The sequence below is a fragment of the Stenotrophomonas sp. STEN020 genome, from assembly GCF_056760195.1.
In genome coordinates this window covers 60,679-78,783 of record NZ_JBRREI010000020.1, presented here as the reverse complement: position 1 = coordinate 78,783, position 18,105 = coordinate 60,679, and the positions used below count along the sequence as shown (strand labels likewise).

Annotated in this window: 12 protein-coding genes; 4 read left to right on the top strand and 8 right to left on the bottom strand. The window is 62.3% G+C overall.

What is annotated here, in order from left to right; genetic code table 11:
* Nucleotides 1-219 precede the first annotated feature (219 nt).
* The 5 genes from ACVOLZ_RS10705 to ACVOLZ_RS10685 form a co-directional block, all read right to left on the bottom strand.
* Entirely contained in the window at nt 220-1,470 is a 1,251-nt protein-coding gene (locus ACVOLZ_RS10705; RefSeq protein WP_481516115.1) for a DUF819 family protein, read from the bottom strand.
* A 265-nt stretch (nt 1,471-1,735) separates the two neighbouring features.
* A complete protein-coding gene (locus ACVOLZ_RS10700; RefSeq protein ID WP_481516114.1) occupies nt 1,736-2,986 on the bottom strand; it encodes a DUF819 family protein in 1,251 nt (416 codons plus the stop codon).
* 214 nt (nt 2,987-3,200) lie between these two features.
* The gene (locus ACVOLZ_RS10695) at nt 3,201-3,431 is read right to left on the bottom strand and encodes an SHOCT domain-containing protein (RefSeq protein WP_481516113.1); all 231 of its coding nucleotides are present in this window, start codon (nt 3,429-3,431) and stop codon (nt 3,201-3,203) included.
* A 118-nt stretch (nt 3,432-3,549) separates the two neighbouring features.
* Nucleotides 3,550-5,610: a S9 family peptidase gene (locus ACVOLZ_RS10690; RefSeq protein WP_481516112.1), complete on the bottom strand. Its 2,061-nt coding sequence runs from the start codon at nt 5,608-5,610 to the stop codon at nt 3,550-3,552.
* A 406-nt stretch (nt 5,611-6,016) separates the two neighbouring features.
* Nucleotides 6,017-8,008, bottom strand: coding sequence for an OPT family oligopeptide transporter (locus ACVOLZ_RS10685; protein ID WP_481516111.1), 1,992 nt, complete (start codon nt 8,006-8,008; stop codon nt 6,017-6,019).
* A 193-nt stretch (nt 8,009-8,201) separates the two neighbouring features.
* Between ACVOLZ_RS10685 and ACVOLZ_RS10680 the strand changes: the two genes are divergently transcribed.
* Together ACVOLZ_RS10680 and ACVOLZ_RS10675 are read left to right on the top strand one after the other, a co-directional pair.
* A complete protein-coding gene (locus tag ACVOLZ_RS10680; RefSeq protein WP_481516110.1) occupies nt 8,202-9,353 on the top strand; it encodes an acetyltransferase domain-containing protein in 1,152 nt (383 codons plus the stop codon).
* Nucleotides 9,354-9,411: 58 nt separating this feature from the next.
* Nucleotides 9,412-11,175 (top strand): peptide MFS transporter, encoded by a 1,764-nt coding sequence (locus ACVOLZ_RS10675; protein WP_481516109.1) that lies wholly within the window; start codon nt 9,412-9,414, stop codon nt 11,173-11,175.
* A 145-nt stretch (nt 11,176-11,320) separates the two neighbouring features.
* Here ACVOLZ_RS10675 and ACVOLZ_RS10670 read toward each other — a convergent pair whose 3' ends face one another.
* The 3 genes from ACVOLZ_RS10670 to ACVOLZ_RS10660 all read right to left on the bottom strand — a co-directional run bounded on the left by ACVOLZ_RS10670 (nt 11,321) and on the right by ACVOLZ_RS10660 (nt 15,705).
* Nucleotides 11,321-13,273 (bottom strand): alpha/beta hydrolase family protein, encoded by a 1,953-nt coding sequence (locus tag ACVOLZ_RS10670; protein WP_481516118.1) that lies wholly within the window; start codon nt 13,271-13,273, stop codon nt 11,321-11,323.
* 242 nt (nt 13,274-13,515) lie between these two features.
* A complete protein-coding gene (locus tag ACVOLZ_RS10665) occupies nt 13,516-14,493 on the bottom strand; it encodes a hypothetical protein (RefSeq protein ID WP_481516108.1) in 978 nt (325 codons plus the stop codon).
* Nucleotides 14,494-14,697: 204 nt separating this feature from the next.
* Nucleotides 14,698-15,705, bottom strand: a complete 1,008-nt coding sequence (locus ACVOLZ_RS10660) for a LacI family DNA-binding transcriptional regulator (RefSeq protein ID WP_481516107.1) — start codon at nt 15,703-15,705, stop codon at nt 14,698-14,700.
* Nucleotides 15,706-15,799: 94 nt separating this feature from the next.
* On the opposite strand from ACVOLZ_RS10660, the gene ACVOLZ_RS10655 reads away from it, so the two are divergent.
* Together ACVOLZ_RS10655 and ACVOLZ_RS10650 are read left to right on the top strand one after the other, a co-directional pair.
* Entirely contained in the window at nt 15,800-16,852 is a 1,053-nt protein-coding gene (locus tag ACVOLZ_RS10655; protein WP_481516106.1) for a sugar phosphate isomerase/epimerase family protein, read from the top strand.
* 27 nt (nt 16,853-16,879) lie between these two features.
* On the top strand, nt 16,880-18,097 hold the full coding sequence (locus tag ACVOLZ_RS10650) for a nucleoside permease (protein WP_481516105.1): 1,218 nt from the start codon (nt 16,880-16,882) through the stop codon (nt 18,095-18,097).
* Nucleotides 18,098-18,105: the final 8 nt, after the last annotated feature.

The window sequence follows — 18,105 nt, the reverse complement described above, 5'->3', positions numbered from 1 at the left end:
CCCCCCCCTTCGGCGCTGCCCCCCCACCCCCCCCCCCCCCCCGCGCCGCCCGCCTCTCCGGGTCTCTGTCATAAACCCCAACACTTTTTTTCTGCCCCCCCCCCCCCCCCCCACGCCGACAAATCATGAGATTGCAATGACAGCGTGATCTGCGGCAACACAGGCTTCGCGGCTTACGCCGCTCCTACAACAGGAAGCCGCTCCTACAACGCTGCTACCTCAGGCGCCAGCCATCCACTTCAGCATCAAGCCGGTCATGTAGGCGATCACCGTGCCGGTGGCATAGCCCACCGTGCCCAGCAGCACACCCACCGGCGCCAAGGTCGGGTGGAATGCAGCTGCCACCACCGGTGCCGATGCCGCCGCACCGATATTGCCCTGCGAACCGATCGCGAAGAAGAACAGTGGCGTGCGCAGCATCCGGCCAACGATGTACAGCAGGCCGATGTGCACGCCCATCCAGATCACACCGAGCAGGAACAGCCAGGGACGATCAGCCAGTGACAGCAGGTCCATCTGCATGCCGATGCAGGCAATCAGGAAATACAGGAACAAGGTGCCGATCTTCGATGCACCCGCCGCTTCCAGATTGCGCGCACGGGTAAAGCTCAGCAGCAGGCCGGCAATGGTGGAAAGCATCACCACCCACACAAAGGACGAGTTCAACGAAGCCTTGCTTGCCCAGCTGACGTTCTCACCAAACCAGTTGGCCAGCGGGACAGCCAACGCGTGTGCAAGACCAACAACACCCAGACCAACACCAACGATCACCATCAGGTCGGTCAGACTGGGATTGCGCGCACTCTTGGCTTCGTACTCGGCAATGCGACGTTTCATATCGTCGATGGCCGTGGTGTCTGCACCACTCTTGGCATCAATCGCCTGCGAGCGGCCGGCAAGCCACAGCAGCACCGCCATCCACAGACTGGCACAGGCCACATCGACCACCGCGATCTGGCCGAACGTGGTGGCATCGACGTTGAAGGTTTCGCGCATGGCGGCCATGTTGGCACCGCCACCGATCCAGCTGCCGGCCAATGCGGCCATACCGGCCCAGGTGTCACCGGCTACGGTTTCCGGATGGATGAACTTCATCACCTGGAACGACACCGCCGCACCCAGCACGATGCCAACCGTGCCAGTGACGAACATCACCAGCAGCTTGGGGCCAAGCTTGGCGATACCTTTCAAATCAATGGAAAGCGTAAGCAGAACCAGCGCCGCCGGCAGCAACACGTCACGTGCGATCGGGTTGTAGAGCTTGGTGCTGTGGCCGTCGATAAGGCCAGTGGTGTTGTAGATGGCGGGTATGAAGTAACACAGCAGCAGCGCTGGCACCCAGGTGAAAACCTTCTTCCAGAACGGGGTTGGGCCGCTGGCCAACCAGAAGATCAGGGCCAATGTTGCAGCGATCAGGCCGAGGCCGACGATGTCATTGGTGATGAGGGCAGTATTGGGCTCGGTCGGCATAAGGCCTGTTCCTGTCGATCGAAGAAAAAAAAAACGCCACGTTGGTGACGTGGCGTCGGAGGGTGGAGCCTAGCATGGTGGTGGATGTTGGTCTTGCTTAGCGAAAGCAGCGCTACGCGCTCCCCTCTCCCCAACCCCTCTCCCGCAAGGGGAGAGGGGCTAAAGTTGCGGTTGCACGGTTAACTCGCGCTCGCGGGATTCGAGCCCCTCTCCCCTTGCGGGAGAGGGATTGAGGAGAGGGGAAGCACGCAATGCGTGCCGCTTCTTAACCGGCCCCAGCCATCGCCCGCAACGTAATCCCCACCACATAGGCCGCACCGGTACCCACCGCATAACCCAGCGTGCCCAGCAACACACCTACCGGCGCCAGCGCCGGATGGAAGGCCGTAGCCAACACCGGCGCCGAGGCCGGGCCACCGATATTGCTCTGCGATGCAATCGCGAAATAGAAGAAAGGCACCTTCAGCAGTTTGCCGACCAGCCACAACAGCACGATGTGCACGCCGATCCACAGCACGCCCAACGCAAACAGCCACGGCTTCTCCAGCAGCGCCAACAGATCCATCTGCATGCCGATGCAGGCGATCAGGAAGTACAGGAACATCGAGCCCCACTTCGAAGCGCCTACGCCTTCCAGCTCGCGCGCACGCGTGAAACTCAAGCCCAGACCGATGAAAGTCGCCAGCATCACTACCCACACGAACGGCTTGTCCATGCTCACCGAGCTGGACCAGCTGACGTTTGCGGCAAACCACTCGGCCAGCGGTGCGGCCAGGCCGTGCGCCAGTGCTACCGCACCGAACGCCACGCCGGCCATCACCATCAAATCGCCCAGCGCCGGAATGCGCGCGTGCTGCGCCTGATAACTGGCCACACGATCACGCAGATCATCCAGCGCGCGCGTATCGGCGCCGCTGCGCTTGTCCATGGCCGGCGCACGTGAAGCGAAGAAGATCAGCACTGCCATCCAGACATAGCCGACACCAACATCCACCACCGCGAACTGTCCGAAGGTGGTGGCATCGACTTCGAAGATTTCCTTCATCGCCAGCATGTTGGCGCCGCCGCCGATCCAGCTACCGGCAAGCGCCGCCATACCGCCCCAGGTTGCGCCGGCCACGGTTTCCGGGTGCAGCCAGGCCATTATCTGGAAGGCGACCACTGCCCCGAGCATGATGCTCAGCACCGCCGCCACGTACATGGCCAGCATCTTCCAGCCCAAACCGAGAATGCCTTTCAGATCGATGGACAGCGTCAACAACACCAGTGCGGCAGGCAGAAACACATCGCGCGCGATCGGGTTGTAGAGCTTGGTGGTCTCGCCATCGATCAGACCGAAGGTGTTGTACACACCAGGAATGAAGTAACACAGCAGCAACGCTGGCACGAAGCTGTAGAACTTTTTCAGCAGCGGATTGCTGCTGCCCGATGTCCAGAAAATAACGCCCAGCGTGGCGGCGATCAGGCCGAACACGATGATGTCATTGCTGATGAGTGCGCCTGTTGCGGCTGCCATCATCGTCTATCCCCTTGATTACCTGGTGTGGGCAAACCCCGCCCATGAAGAAAACCTGCAGCCACACCTCATCAAGGACAGAAGACAGGGATAGCGCAGAACGAAGCAACAACGGCGGATCCTTCGCCCCTCCCGGCCATGCCGACCCGGCAGAACAACACTCCCCGTCCCATGCCTGGCAATCAACAGCCCAACAGGACGACAACTACAGCCGCTAGATGCTGCTCACGATGACACCACGCTGCCGCTGATATTCCGCCTCGCTGAGCAGGCCTTTTGCGCGGAGTTCATCCAACTGTTGCAGACGCCCCTGCAGGCTCAATGGATTGGCTCCTGAACTGGGCTTGCCTGCTGCCCGCACGCACAACCAGACAACCAAGGCGATGCCGCCTGCAAGAAACACAAAACCGACCAACAGAACAAGTAGATGCCAGATGCTGAACATTCCCATCGATCACGCCCTCCATGACAACGAGCACAAGAATGTAGCGCGGCGCAGGACCTGAATCACGGTGCCGGCCCAAAAGAAAAGGCGCGCCAACGGCGCGCCTCTCCATGACCCGTTACTCGCCGATGTGCTGCTTCAGCCAGCCATTGACCGTGTCATGCCACTGCACGCTGTTATGCGGCTTCAGCACCCAGTGGTTTTCGTCCGGGAAGTACAGGAACTTGGACTCGATTCCCTGACGCTGCAGCGCGGTGAACGTGGCCAGGCCCTGCTCCACCGGGATGCGGTAATCCAGCTGGCCCTGCACCACCAGCATCGGCTTCTTCCAGTTGGCGACGTGGTTGACCGGATTGAACTTCTCGTAGTTCTGCGGCACGTCGTACGGAGTACCGCCCTGCTCCCACTCGGTGAACCACAGTTCTTCGGTGGCATAGCCCATGGCGCGCTGGTCGAACACACCGTCGTGGTTCACCAGGCACTTCCACGGCTCATTCCAGTTGCCGGCAATCCAGTTGACCATGAAGCCGCCGTAGCTGGCGCCCAGCGCACAGGCCTTGTCGCCGTTGAGGAAGCTGTATTTCTGCTGCGCCGCGGCCCAACCCTTCTGCAGGTCTTCCAGCGGGCGATCGCCCCAATGCTGGCTGATCGCGTCGGTGAAGGCCTGGCCGTAGCCCGTGGAGCCGTGGAAATCGATCATCACCACTGCGTAGCCCTGACCGGCATAGGTCTGCGGGTTCCAGCGGTAGCTCCAGCCATTGCCGAAGCTACCCTGCGGGCCGCCGTGGATCAGGAACGCAACCGGGTACTTCTTGCCTTCCTGGTAGTTGTGCGGCTTGACCACGTAACCGTGCACGGTCTCGTCGTTCCAACCCTTGAACGAGAACTGCTCGAAGTCACCGAAGTTCACGCCATCCAGCATTTCGCCAGCGCTCTGGGTGATGGCACGCTGCGGTGCGCCGGCAGCGGTGCTGCTGGTGAACACCTGGTCGCCACTCTTCAGCGAGTTGCGGGTAAAGGCCAGCGCATCACCGGCGACGTCGAAGGACGAAATGCTGCCCTCGCCCACCAGCTTGCTTGGCTCGCCATTGGCGATGTTGACCGCGAACAGCGGGTGTTCGCCCATGTCCTGTGCGGTGGTGTAGATGGTCTGGCCATCGGCCGACAAGGTGATGCCATCAGCCGAGCGGTCCCACTGCGCGGCGATTTCCTTGACCTTGCCGCTGGCCACGTCCATTGCCATCAGGCCGAAGCGGTCAGCTTCGAAGCCCGGGCGCTTCATCGCGCGGTAGAACAGGGTCTTGCCGTCGGCGCTGAACGCCGGGCCGGCGTCCCATGCTGGGTTGGCAGCGGTCAGATTGACCGGCGCCTTCTTGCCAGCTGCGTCGAGGCGGTACAGATCGAAATTGGTCGACCACGGCTCCTTGCTGCCCTGCACGCGGATGCTGGCGACCACCGACTTACCGTCCGGCGCCCAAGCGAAGTCTTCATTGCCGCCGAACGGCTTGGACGGCGCATCGCCAGCCAGCGTCGCGCTGATCGCCGAAGCGCCCTTCACCGCAGCAGCACCGGCTGCCGGCAGCGGTGCGACGAACAAGGTGTTGCGGCGGCCGTCAGCCCAGGTGTCCCAATGACGCACGAACATGCTGTCGTACACCTGGCCGCTGCTCTTGTCGGCCTTGTCCTTGTCCAGACGCTTGCTGGTGCAGGCCAGGTCCGAACCGCAGTCCTGGAACACGCCGGTGCTGAACAGCACGCGGTCGCCCTGCGGCGAGATGCGGTAGCTATCCACGTCCAGCGCGAAATCGGTGAGCTGGCGCGGCTCGCCGCCAGCCAGCGGCATCACGTACAGCTGCTGGCTGCCGTTCTTGGCGCTGAGGAAGTACACGTTCTGGCCCTCGATGGAGGCCGAATTGACGTTCCAGCCAGCCGGGCTCAGCTGCTTCGGCGGCGCCATGTCGCGGGTACGCAGGTCACGGATCCACAGGCTGCTGCTGGCCTTGAGATCGGCATCGACGATGCGCTTGGCGAACACCACCTGGGCGCCATTGGCGCTGAGCAGCGGCGCGGACGCACGGTCCAGCTTGACCATGTCGCGGACTTCAAAACCGCGCGCACTGGCCAATGATGGCAAGGCGGCCAGCAGGCACAGCGGCAACAGGGCGTGACGAAGCTTCATGGGCAACTCCCAGACAAAGGCAAACCCCGATGGTAGGCGTCCAGCCCGCCCCACTGCAAAGGCTTGAAGTAATGCACGGGCAACCGCCGGAAACAGCAAAGCCGCCCAAGGGCGGCTTTGCTGTTGTCGCTTTGCTTCGCTTCTACCTAAGCCCCTCTCCTGCAAAGCGGGAGAGGGGTTGGGGTGAGGGCGCCGTGGCTCTGGCTTTGGCTCCAAGCCCCCTTCCTTTGGCCGCAGGCCAAGGGGAGGGCTGGGGAGGGGTGCTCTAGCTCTAGCTCTGGCTCTGGCTCTAAAGCTTCAAGCCCATAGCCAAGTCAAAATCAAATGCTCCCCCCATCCGCCCTTCGGGCACCTTCCCCCGCAAGCGGGAGAAGGAAAGGCAGTGCGGTCTGTCGAGTTCCAGCCCTTAAGCCTTCGCCGCCGGCTCGCCCTTCTTGCCGATGCGGTACATCAGCAAGCCAACCAGGAACAGCACGAACAGGCCAACCCAGGCCGACACGCTCGCCCAGGTCTCAGCAAAGCCACCCAGTGGCAACGCCAGCACGTCGCCCTGGCCGCTGACCACGATCGGCACCGCAATGGCGATGCCCATCAAGGCTTCACCGGTGATCAGGCCAGCAGCGAACAGCACGCCCGGGCGATGCACGCGGTCACGGCCTTCTTCGTCGTCGGCACGCAGCTTGTGGAAACGCTCGACCAGGTGGGCCAGCAGGCCGCCCAGGAAGATCGGCACCATCAGTTCCAGCGGCAGGTAAATACCAATGGCAGCAGCCAGCACCGGCACGCGGAAGCGCTTACCGGTCTTCTTCAGCCATTCGTCGATGGCGATGATCAGCGCGCCAACACCCGCGCCCAAGGCAATCATCGTCCACGGCAATTCACCGCCAAACAGTCCACGCGCCACCGAGGCCATCAGGTTGGCCTGCGGTGCTGCCAGCGAGTTCGGGTGCTCCGCGGTCGGTGCGCCGATGCCGTAGGCATGGGCCAGCAGGTTCAGCACCGGCGCCATGATCAGGGCGCAGGAGAACGCGCCGATGCCCAGCATCAGCTGCTGTTTCCACGGCGTCGCGCCGACCAGATAACCGGCCTTGAGATCCTGCAGGTTGTCACCGCCAACGGCGGCCGCACAGCAGACCACCGCGCCGATCATGATCGCGGCCACCGCACCCAGCGGAGCACCGCCGACGCCAACCGGAATCAGGCCGTCCTTGCCCAGCAGCAGCACCAGCACCACCGAGGCGAACAGGATGGTGGAAATGGTGATGCCCGAGACCGGGTTGTTGGACGAACCAATCAAACCAGCCAGGTAGGCCGACACCGACACGAACAGGAAGCCGGCGACTATCATGATGATGGTCATCGGGATCGACACGTGCCACTGGCCGACGATGGCCTGGTACAGGCCCAGCAGCGGCAGGGTGAAGGCGATCAGCGCGATCAGCATCCACTTCATCGGCAGGTCGCGTTCGGTCTCGGCCAGTGCCGGGCCACTGCTCTTGCGGGCGGCGGCGAAACCACTCTTGACGCCATTGAGCAGCGACTTGCGCAGCGAGAACAGGGTCCAGACGCCGCCGATCAACATGGCGCCGACGCCCAGGTAACGGATCTGCGAACCCCAGATGGCGAACGCAGATTCGGCCGAGCCGGCATTGGCCAGCGATGCGGCCAGGTCCGGGTTGCCGCTCAGGAAGAACGCCTGGTACAGCGGAATGGCAATGTGCCAGGACAGGATCGAGCCGGACACCACCACGATGCCGACGTTCAGGCCGACGATGTAGCCCACGCCCAACAATGCCGGCGACAGGTTGGTGCCGATGAAGGCGGTGATCTTGGAACTGCCGACATAGGCCGACTGCGCCCAGGCATCCGGGAAGATGCGCAGGCCCGAGGCCGCAGCCAGCTTCACCAGACCGCCGATGGCAGCCGAGATGCCGAGGATCTTCATGCCCGGGCCCGGGTTCTCACCGGCCTTGAGCACTTCCGCTGCCGCCTTGCCTTCCGGGAAGGGAAGCGGGTCTTCGACGATCATCGAGCGGCGCAGCGGCACCGAGAACAGCACGCCCAGCAGGCCGCCGAGGCCGGCAATGCCCAGCACCCACCAGTACTTGAAGTCGGGCCAGTAACCCATGATCACCAGCGCCGGGATCGTGAAGATCACGCCGGCAGCAATCGACGAGCCGGCCGAGGCACCGGTCTGGACGATGTTGTTTTCAAGGATGGTGCCGCCACCGAGCAGACGCAGCACGCCCATCGAGACGACGGCGGCCGGAATGGCGGTAGCGATGGTCAAGCCTGCGAACAGGCCCAGGTAAGCATTGGCGGCAGACAGCACCACAGCCAGCACGACGGCAAGAACCACCGCGCGGAATGTGAGCTGCGCAGGCGCAGCGTTGTTCATGGAAAGCCCTTGGATGGCAAAAAAACCTTCGCCACGCTAACGCCCGCTTAACGGCAAGTCCAGCCTGAACGCAGCGCCGATGCCCTCCGCACCGGTAATTCCGTGAATCCGCATCTTCTGTTGGCCATATCGGCAAAGTCGCCCCTGCGGACCAGTGATGTTATGTTATATCTTTTCCGCAAGACTCCCCCGCATGCCCCCTGCCCTGACCAACCGCCTGGCCTCCATCGACCAGCTGCGCGGCACCGTGATGCTGCTGATGCTGATCGACCATGTACGCGAGACCTTCTATCTGCAGCACCAGGTCAGCGACCCGATGGACGTGGGCTCGGTTTCACCCGCCCTGTTCAGCTTCCGCCTGCTGGCCCATCTATGCGCCCCAGTGTTCGTGCTGCTCACCGGCCTGTCGGCGTGGCTGTATGGTCAACGCCAGCCCGATCCGCGCCGCGCCACCGCCGCCTTCCTGCTCAAGCGCGGCCTGTTCCTGGTGGTGTTGGAGCTGACCCTCGTCAACTTCGCCTGGACCTTCCAGTTCCCGGCCAGCACGCTCTACCTGCAGGTGATCTGGGCCATCGGCCTGAGCATGATCGCGTTGGCCGGCCTGCTGTGGCTGCCGCGCAAGCTGCTGTTGGCGCTGGCGGTGGTCATCATTGCCGGCCACAACCTGCTTGATCCGCTGCAGGCCCAGGGCAACGGCGTACTGGCGACGCTATGGAAGATCCTGCACCAGCGTGACTGGATCGAACTGGGCAACAGCCTGCGCCTGCGCACCTCCTACCCGCTGCTGCCGTGGATCGGCGTGATTGCCCTGGGCTACGTGCTGGGCCCGTGGTACGCCAGCAACCGCCCGGCGCCGCAGCGTCAGCGCTGGCTGCTGATCACCGGTATGGCGATGTTGACCGGCTTCGTGCTGCTGCGTGCCGCCAATGTCTACGGCGACCACCCCTGGCTGCGCTTCACCGACGCCCAGACGACGCTGATGAGCCTGCTCAACGTCACCAAGTACCCGCCTTCGCTGCTGTTCCTGCTGCTGACGCTAGGCATCGGCCTGTTGCTGTTGCGCCTGTACGAGCAGCCACGCATCGCAGCGTGGTTGCAGCCACTGGCGTGGATCGGCGCGGCGCCGATGTTCTTCTACCTGCTGCATTTGTATGTGCTGAAGCTCCTATACCTGGCCGCGATGGCGCGTTGGGGCGCGAACCACGGCACCTACTTCGCGGTCGACTCGGTGTCGGCCTTGCTGTTGATCAGCGTGGTGCTGGCGGTGCTGCTCTACCCCGCCACCCGCGCCTTTGCCCGCTTCAAGGCACGCCGCCGCGACCTGGCCTGGCTGCGCTACCTCTGAGCGCGCAGCTACGGGCCAGCGGTCCTATACTCGGCCGCTGTCCCTGCCGGCACCATCAATGACCGCAACCGCCCTGCACAGCGCTCGCACCGACGATTTCCTCGGTCACCCCAAGGGTGTCTACGTCTGCTTCTTCACCGAAATGTGGGAACGCTTCTCCTTCTACGGCATGAAGGCGCTGCTGCTGCTTTACCTCACCAAGTACCACCTGTTCGGCGACAAGGCCGGGCTGGACCTGCTCGGCGCCTACGGTGGACTGGTCTACTGCATTCCAGTGTTCGGCGGGCTGCTGGCCGACCGCTGGCTGGGCATGCGCAAGGCGGTGGTTTTCGGCGGCATCCTGCTGGTGCTGGGCCATGCCGGCATGGCCTTTGAGGGTCATGCCGCGCATCGGGTGGCGGGCGAAGTGGTCCGCGACGAGGGTGCGCTGTCGATCACCTACTTGTCGCTGGCACTGATCATCATGGGTGTGGGCTTCCTCAAGCCGAACATCTCCACCATCGTCGGCAAGCTGTATCCGGACAACGATCCGCGTCGCGACTCAGGCTTCTCGCTGTTCTACGCAGGCATCAACCTCGGCGCCCTGTTCGCCTCGCTGGTCTGCGGCTTCCTCGGCGAAGCCTATGGCTGGAAGTACGGCTTCGGCGCGGCTGGCATCGGCATGCTGGTCGGGCTGGCGATGTTCCTGTGGGGGCAGAAGTACCTGCACGGGCACGCCGAGCCAGCACAACCGGCCACGCTGCGCGAACGCGTGTTTGGCGTGCCACGCGAGTGGTTGATCTATGGCGTTGCCGTTGTCGGCATCGTTCCGGTCGCGGCGTTGATGTGGGCGGCAGCCAACGGTGCGTTCGCGTTGGGTGGCGAAATCAGCCTCGCACTGATGCTGATGATCCTTGTGCTCGGCGGCGTACTGCTGTGGTTTGCCTGGTTCACCGGCACGCAATGCACACCGGAACAGCGCCAGCAAATGATCGCGCTGATGGTGCTGATCTTCATGGCGCTGGTGTTCTTCACTTTGTATGAGCAGACCTATGGCTCGTGGGTCACCTTCACCGACCGCCTGTTGACCAAGGATCTGGTGCCGTCATTGGTGATACGCGAAGGCACGCCGCTGCCTTGGTCCATCGTCTCGCTGCTGCTGGCGCCGCTGGGTTTCGTGGTGGCCGCACGCCTGTCTGATCGCAATCCGGCATCAAATGCACCGCGCCTGCTGTTCGGCGTCATCGTTGTCGCGATGCTGGTGATGCTGGTCCGCGACTGCCTGGTGCTGCCACAGACCGCCGGTTCGCTCACCTATCTGGGTGCACTGTTTCTGGTGCTGCTTGCCCCCCTGTTCGCTGCACTGTGGGCATGGCTGGACAAGCGTCGGCTGGATCCGTCCAAGCCGTTGAAATCCTCGTTCGGCCTGGTGTTCGGTGCACTGTCCTTCGTGCCCTTGGCCCTGGCCGCACAGCAGGTGGGCGCAACCGGGCAGATGGCCAGTGTGTGGTGGCTGGTGCTGGCCTATCTGATCCTGGAGATCGGTGAGATGTGCCTGTCGCCGGTAGGCCTGTCAGCCGTCACCCAGCTGGCGGCACCGCGCGTGGTCAGCCTGATGATGGGAACCTGGTTCCTGGCCACGGCATTCTCCGAGACGCTGGCGGCACTGTTCGGCAAGCTGGCCGCCATCGACGTACCCGAAGGCGAAGTGATGAACATCGCCGAGGCTGCGGGCCGCTACGAACACCTGTTCTGGCTGCTGATGTGGATCGGCTTGGGCTGTGCGGTAGTCGCCCTGCTGGCCTCGCCACTGCTGAAGCGGATGATGCACGGCGTGCGCTGAAATCCCGCTTTTGTAGGAGCGGCGTAAGCCGCGAAGCACGTACCGCTTGCGTGACATCAACGTCCGCAACCTGACACAACTTCAGCTTCGCGGTTGACACCGCTCCCACAAAACCAGGGCCAACGCCCGCTGCCCGGGAAGAAAACTACTTCGCGGTCTCTCCACCCAAATGCTGCGACAGGAAGCTCAACAACCTGCCGTAGTACTCGCGCTGGTGTGGCTCGGTATAGAAACCGTGCCCTTCGGTGCTGAAGTACAGCGACTCCGCCGGAACACCGGCCTTGTTCAAGGCTGCCTCCATCATCCGAGTGTGTTCAATTGGCGCGATCTCGTCTTCGCCGCCAGCAGCGAGGAACACCGGAACCTTGATTCGATCCGCAAATCGGTTCGGCGACGCAGCAGCCAGCGCGGCCTGATCCTCGCCAACCCAGTCCTTGGACCAATTGCCGAGACTACGCGCGGTGCGTGCATCAGCACGCTGCATCATCGGCAAGTCATAAACGCCCACATAGCCGGCTGCACAGCGATAGAGCGTGGGCTCCTTTGCTGCGCCCATCAGCGCGGCGTATGCACCGTAGCTGGCGCCGTAAATACAAACCTTTGTTGCATCAGCCTGTCCTTCGCGGATCGCCCAGCGCGTCGCGTCGGTAAGATCGTCCTGCATCGTTCCGCCCCATTGCTGCGCGCCCAGACGCCGGAACTCCCAGCCGTAGTTTCCCGAACCTCGATAGTTGACCTGCATTACCGTATAGCCCGCCGCCGCCAACATCTGCGCATCACGGTCGTAACGCCATGCGTCAAATATGCCGTACGGGCCACCATGCGGCATCAGCACCATCGGCCGCGGGCCTGTGACACCACGTGGCTTGGTGAGGTAACCGTGGATCTTCAATCCATCGCGTGCAGCAAAGCTGAAGGGTTCAACCACGGCTGCTGCATCCGGGTCGATCCAGCTGCCGCTGGCGACCACGAAACTCAGCTTCTTGGCGGCAGAGTCATACAGGTAGAAATCGCCTGGATTGCTACCAGACCACACTCTCACCATCGACAACTGGCCGTCTTTGGTACTGGAAGTGATTCGTACCGACTGCCCCGGAAATGCAGCTTCCAGACTACGGAACAAACGCGCCTCAGGCACACCATCATCGAAAAACACACTGCGGTGGCGCCCATCCATTATCTGCGCACCCACAGGCACGCTCGTGCCGGTGCGATAGATAATGGACCACGGGTCTGCTGCCTGGTCATGCAGTACGGTGGTGCGGGCATTGGTGACAGGATTCCAAGCCACGATACTGTCCGGTCCCTTGCCATCACCACGCACCTGCAGATAGGCCAATGTGTTATCTGCCGAAAAGCCCAATGGCACTTCAATCCGGCCATTCGCTTTCTGATCGTTGATCAAGCGCCAATCGGTGCCTGCCGCATCGCGGTAATACAGCTTGCTGATGTTGTCCAAACCGGAACCCAGCGCCAGACGCACCTCGCCGGTGTTATCCGTGACAAAACTGGCGTTGCGCACCGGCACCGTCGCGGCCACCGTACGGCGTCCGCTGTTTACATCCAGCCTCTCAGCACGGGTGAATGGTTCCATCGTGCCCAAAGGCCATGTAGACACCACCACGTTCCGGTCATCTGCAGGCAAGCCATCGACCAGGAATGCGGCCACACTCTCCACCTTTTTGGGCTGGATGCGGGTACCTGGGCCATTGCCCTGCACGCGGAAACCGACCAACAACTCCGGCTGCCCGCCATCGGCGTTCATGGCATACAACTCGCCGGTCAAACGCGGCTCGTCCAACAGGCCAAACTTCTCGGCGATGCCAATCAGCACGCGCTCGTCGTTTACCCAATCGAAGCTGTCTACATGCATATTGCGCTGCAGGACGAACGCCCCCGCTTTCTTGTTGCCCTCACGGGTAAAAATAACAAGTGCGGTTTTGTCTTCCAGTGGCACGGTGGCCGCGTAGTACTTGCCCGATGGCGACAATTTGATGTCGTTGAAATCATCCTTGCGAATGAATTGCCCCAGATCCACAGCGGCCCAACTACTGGCCGAACAGAAAGACAGCACCAATGCCATCCCCAGCTTTATCATCTGCATCTTGCCCCCAATGAACGGGCGTCCGGCCCGCGTTGGCTGATTCTAGCCGCCTGATACTGGATAGTTCCATCCACAGGCGCTTGAAATTTGACCGGGGGAACAGCCTATTCCTCTCAATATCCAGAAAAGATCACCGAAGCCATCGAAATCGACTCTTACGGCTTGATCGAGCCATGCACACCCATCGATTCCGGGGCAAGAATCTCAACACAATCAAACCTGATTTGTTGGCTGGGCTAAGCCTTTTCAGCGCCAACCAGACGATACGCCTCGTGCAGCATGTCGAGGAATGTCCGGCGTTGCTCCACATCCAGCACCACCGATTCCCGAAAGCGGTCAACAGACCCGGCCCAGTCGTCCAGGGCATCATCGTTGTAGATCGCCTGATACGCATCCCATGCACCAGCAGCTCGGAGGTACAGCGTCTGCGCGAACAGTTCCAACGATTCTCCATTCGAGAGTTTCAACGGCCTGCTGGTCTGGGTGTGGCTGAGCACCTGCCGCAGCACCTGGTCGTCATTGAGTTGCGATGCCCATACATGACCATTCAGATGTTGGCGGACGAACTCCAGAATCCCGGCGTGATCATCTGCAAGCCCCTTGGCATAGATGTCGTCAGGCAGCCGCAGATGGCGCCCTTCGAACAGCCACTTGACCACCAGCGTAGCGGCCGGTTTCACCGTGTTATGCACGTTGGCCTGATCGAACTCGTGGTGCCCCAGGAATTGGCGATCCTGCACGATGCTCGCCTGGATTGTCTCCACCCGCTGCTTCCTGGGGCAGAACCAGAGCTTCAGCTCCACATCCGCACCAAGCGGTTTCTGAAACAGCTGCGTATCGGTATACGCGTCCACCTTCCCGTCAAAGAAGGCCATGCACTCATCGAAGCTCGCATCCGGCCCCACGAAACCGTCCCAGAACCCGGCCGGCAACGTGACGTTGCCTTTGGGCTTGCGTGAGAACAGCAACACGGACTGCAGATGACAAACCCAGCCCCCCCGCGGGCCGGCTACCGGCGGATAGAAACGGTCGTTGATGATGTCAAACGCAAAGTAATGCTCCATCTCATGGCGCTTGTCCTTGACGCTCTTGGTGCCCTGATTCGCAGTGACGGACACCGGCGGCTTGCCGATTCCGTGCTTCTCGAACCAATCCACGAGCTGCGAATCACTACCTTTGGCGCCAATCAGACTTACGAGATCAGAAACGTGCATGGTGTCTTCCTTGAGACCTTGACTTGCGTGGACTATGGCAGGCGGATAGCAGCAGGCTGATTCCATGGCGGAATGACCTGTTTGTCTGCAGCTATTGTGGCTGAACTTTTCTACTTCTGGATGGATCGAATATCTGGGAGAGGCAGCAGATTCGAGCTTTCTCCCTGATTGAGGCCAACGCTTGGGCGTCATTGCCGCCTGCCATCATTCCGCCCTTGGCACGCCAGTCGAGCCGCGCACCATCAAGCTGAAATCCAGCGTCTGCTGAAGCTGCACATCGACGCGCTCGATGATGGCGAGCAGCAGGTTGACCGCGTGCGCGCCGATTTCCCGCATGGGTTGCCTGATGGTCGTCAACGGTGGGGTAAGGAAACTGGATGATGCAAGATCGTCGAAGCCGACGATGGACAACGCGTCCGGCACACGTATGCCCAGATCCCTGCAGGCAGCCAGGGCACCCAAGGCCATCTGATCGCTGAAGCAGAAGATCGCGGTCGGCATCGGTGACTGGGTCAACAACGCCATAACAGCCGCGTGGCCGCATTCAAGCGAGAAGTCGCCGGGCGCGATGCTCAGCTGGCGCAGACGACCGCGCGTCCTGGCAGCAGCATGGACCCCTTCCATCCGTTGTTGGTGCAGGGGATTGTCGGGCGGTCCGCCGACCACGGCGATCCGCTCATGTCCTAATCCGTACAGGTGTTCCATTACGACTCGCGCGGCGGCCGCGTTGTCGATGTGGACGCTGGGGATGCCCATGGTCGGTTCGAACTCACATCCATTGACCACCGGCGCAGCGCTGCCCTGCTGCTTGACGATGTCGCGCGCCGTTGGCGGAAGACGATGGCCAAGCACGATCAGACCATCGGCCTCGTTGCGTCTGAGCATCTGCGCGTAGCGCTCCTCGCGCTCGGCTTGATGCTGCGTATCACCCAACAGAACCGCGTAGCCAGCCGCCTGCGCTGCATCTTCGGCGCCCTGCAGGATCTGCGCGAAGAACGGATTGGCGATATCGGGGACGGTGACCAGTATCTTGCCGCTGCGCTGGGTCTTGAGTGTCCTGGCGACCGTGTTGGGGACATAGCCCAGCTTGGCGGCGGCCTGCTCGATGCGTTTGCGCGTGGCCGGCAGGACTTTGTCCGGCCGGGTGAGCGCGCGTGACACCGTGCCGGCAGAAACGCCGACGTGCTTTGCAATGTCGTAAATGGTTGCCATGCGTTACGTATTTCCTTTCATTGCGCGATGCACAACGCACCTGCGGGAGACCCGTGCTAGCGTTATGCAATCGATTGCATCAAGGCGAATTTCGTTGAAAACGCTTAGAGGTCCTGCCCTGTTCCTGGCACAGTTCATCGGTAACAGTTCTCCGTTCGATCGGCTGGACACGCTGGCCAGTTGGGCCGCGGGCTTGGGCTATTCTGGCGTACAAGTACCCACCAGCGCTCCCCAACTGTTTGATCTGGCCGAAGCAGCGCGGAGCCAGACGTACTGCGATGACGTCGCCGGCATGCTGGCCGCGCATGGTGTGCAGATCACCGAGCTGTCCACCCACCTGCAAGGACAGCTGGTCGCCGTCCATCCTGCCTACGACACCCTGTTCGACGGATTCGCACCACCGGACAAGCGTGGCGATCCTGCAGCCCGCCAGGCATGGGCAGTGCAGCAGCTGCTGCTGGCCGCCAAGGCCAGCCAGCGCCTGGGGCTGACCGCGCATGCCACGTTTTCCGGCGCGTTGGCCTGGCCTTACTTCTATCCCTGGCCGCAACGCCCGCCTGGGCTGGTGGAAGCAGCCTTCGCCGAACTCGGCCGCCGCTGGCGCCCCATCCTGGATGCCTTCGACGCCTGCGGCGTGGACCTGTGCTTCGAGATTCACCCAGGTGAGGACCTGCACGACGGCGCGACCTTCGAGCGCTTCCTCGACGTGGTGGACCATCACCCACGCGCCAAGATCCTGTACGACCCAAGCCACCTGCTGCTGCAGCAGATCGACTACCTGGGCTTCATAGACCGGTATCACGAGCGCATCGGCAGCTTCCACGTCAAGGACGCGGAGTATCGCGCCAGTGCGCGCAGTGGCGTCTATGGCGGATACCAGGACTGGATCGATCGCCCGGGGCGGTTCCGTTCGCTCGGTGACGGCCAGATCGATTTCAAGGCGATCTTCTCCAAATTCGCGCACTACGATTTCCCAGGTTGGGCAGTCCTGGAGTGGGAGTGCTGCCTGAAGCACCCGGAAGACGGCGCACGGCAGGGCGCCGCCTTCATCGCCGATCACATCATCCGGGTGACGGAGCGCGCCTTCGACGATTTCGCCGACAGCGGCAGCGATACCGGGTCCGTCCGCCACATGTTGGGAATCTGAGCCACTACCGCCCCGGGAGGGCAAGCCATGACGCACACCATGTCGCGCTTGGGCGCGATGATGTTTCTGCAGTTCTTCATCTGGGGGGCGTGGTTTGTAACCCTGGGGACCTATCTGGTGCAGGGCCCCCTGCAGGCCAGCGCAAGCCAGGTAGCCACTGCCTTCCTCAGCCAATCCATCGGCGCCATCGTCGCGCCCTTTCTGGTCGGCCTGATCGCGGATCGCTACTTCGCAGCGCAGCACATCCTCGCGGTACTGCATCTGACCGGCGCAGGGCTCCTGTGGCTGGCGTCCACAGCAAGTAACTTCAGCCTGTTTTCCGCCTGCATCATGGGCTACATGCTGTTGTTCATGCCCACTCTTGCACTGGTCAATAGCGTGGCGATGCGGCACATGCAATCGCCTGAGAAACAATTTCCATTCGTGCGAGTGGCCGGTACCGTCGGCTGGATCGTGGCGGGCGTGTTGATCGGCTGGCTGGGCTGGGAGCAGTCACAGCATCTGGAGCTGACGTTCCGGATGGCGGCGATGGCATCGCTGGCTCTGGGCCTGTATGCGTTCACGCTGCCGCACACGCCGCCGCTTGCGCGACAGCGTGAGGTCGGGCTGGGGCAGATCCTTGGCCTGGATTCGCTGCGGCTTCTGAAGTCGCGCTCCTACCTGGTGTTCTTCCTGGCATCCATCGCCATCTGCATCCCGCTGGCGTTCTACTACAACTTCACCAATCAGTACCTCAACGATCTGGGCGTGCACGGTGCGGCCGGCCTGCAGTCGTTGGGCCAGGTCTCCGAAGTGCTGCTGATGCTGGCCATGCCGTTCCTGTTCGTGCGACTGGGCGTCAAGACGATGCTGGCGTTTGGCATGGCGGCGTGGGTCGTGCGCTACCTCATGTTCGCCTTTGGTGATGCCGGCGGCGGCTTCTCGCTGCTGGTGACCGGCATCGTGCTGCATGGCATCTGCTACGACTTTTTCTTCGTCACCGGCCAGATCTACACCGATGCGCATGCCGGCCCCGCCGCGCGCAGCAGCGCGCAGGGGTTCATCACTTTGGCCACATACGGCGTGGGCATGCTGATCGGCACCTTCCTGTCCGGTGCGGTGGTGGAGCATTTCACCACCGCGACAGGACCGGACTGGCAGCAGATCTGGTTGTTCCCCGCAGGGGTAGCACTGTTCGTGCTGATCGCCTTCCTGCTGCTGTTCCGCGGCCGCCCGGTGATCGCGGCCTCGCCCTCCACGCTCTGAGAACCCAT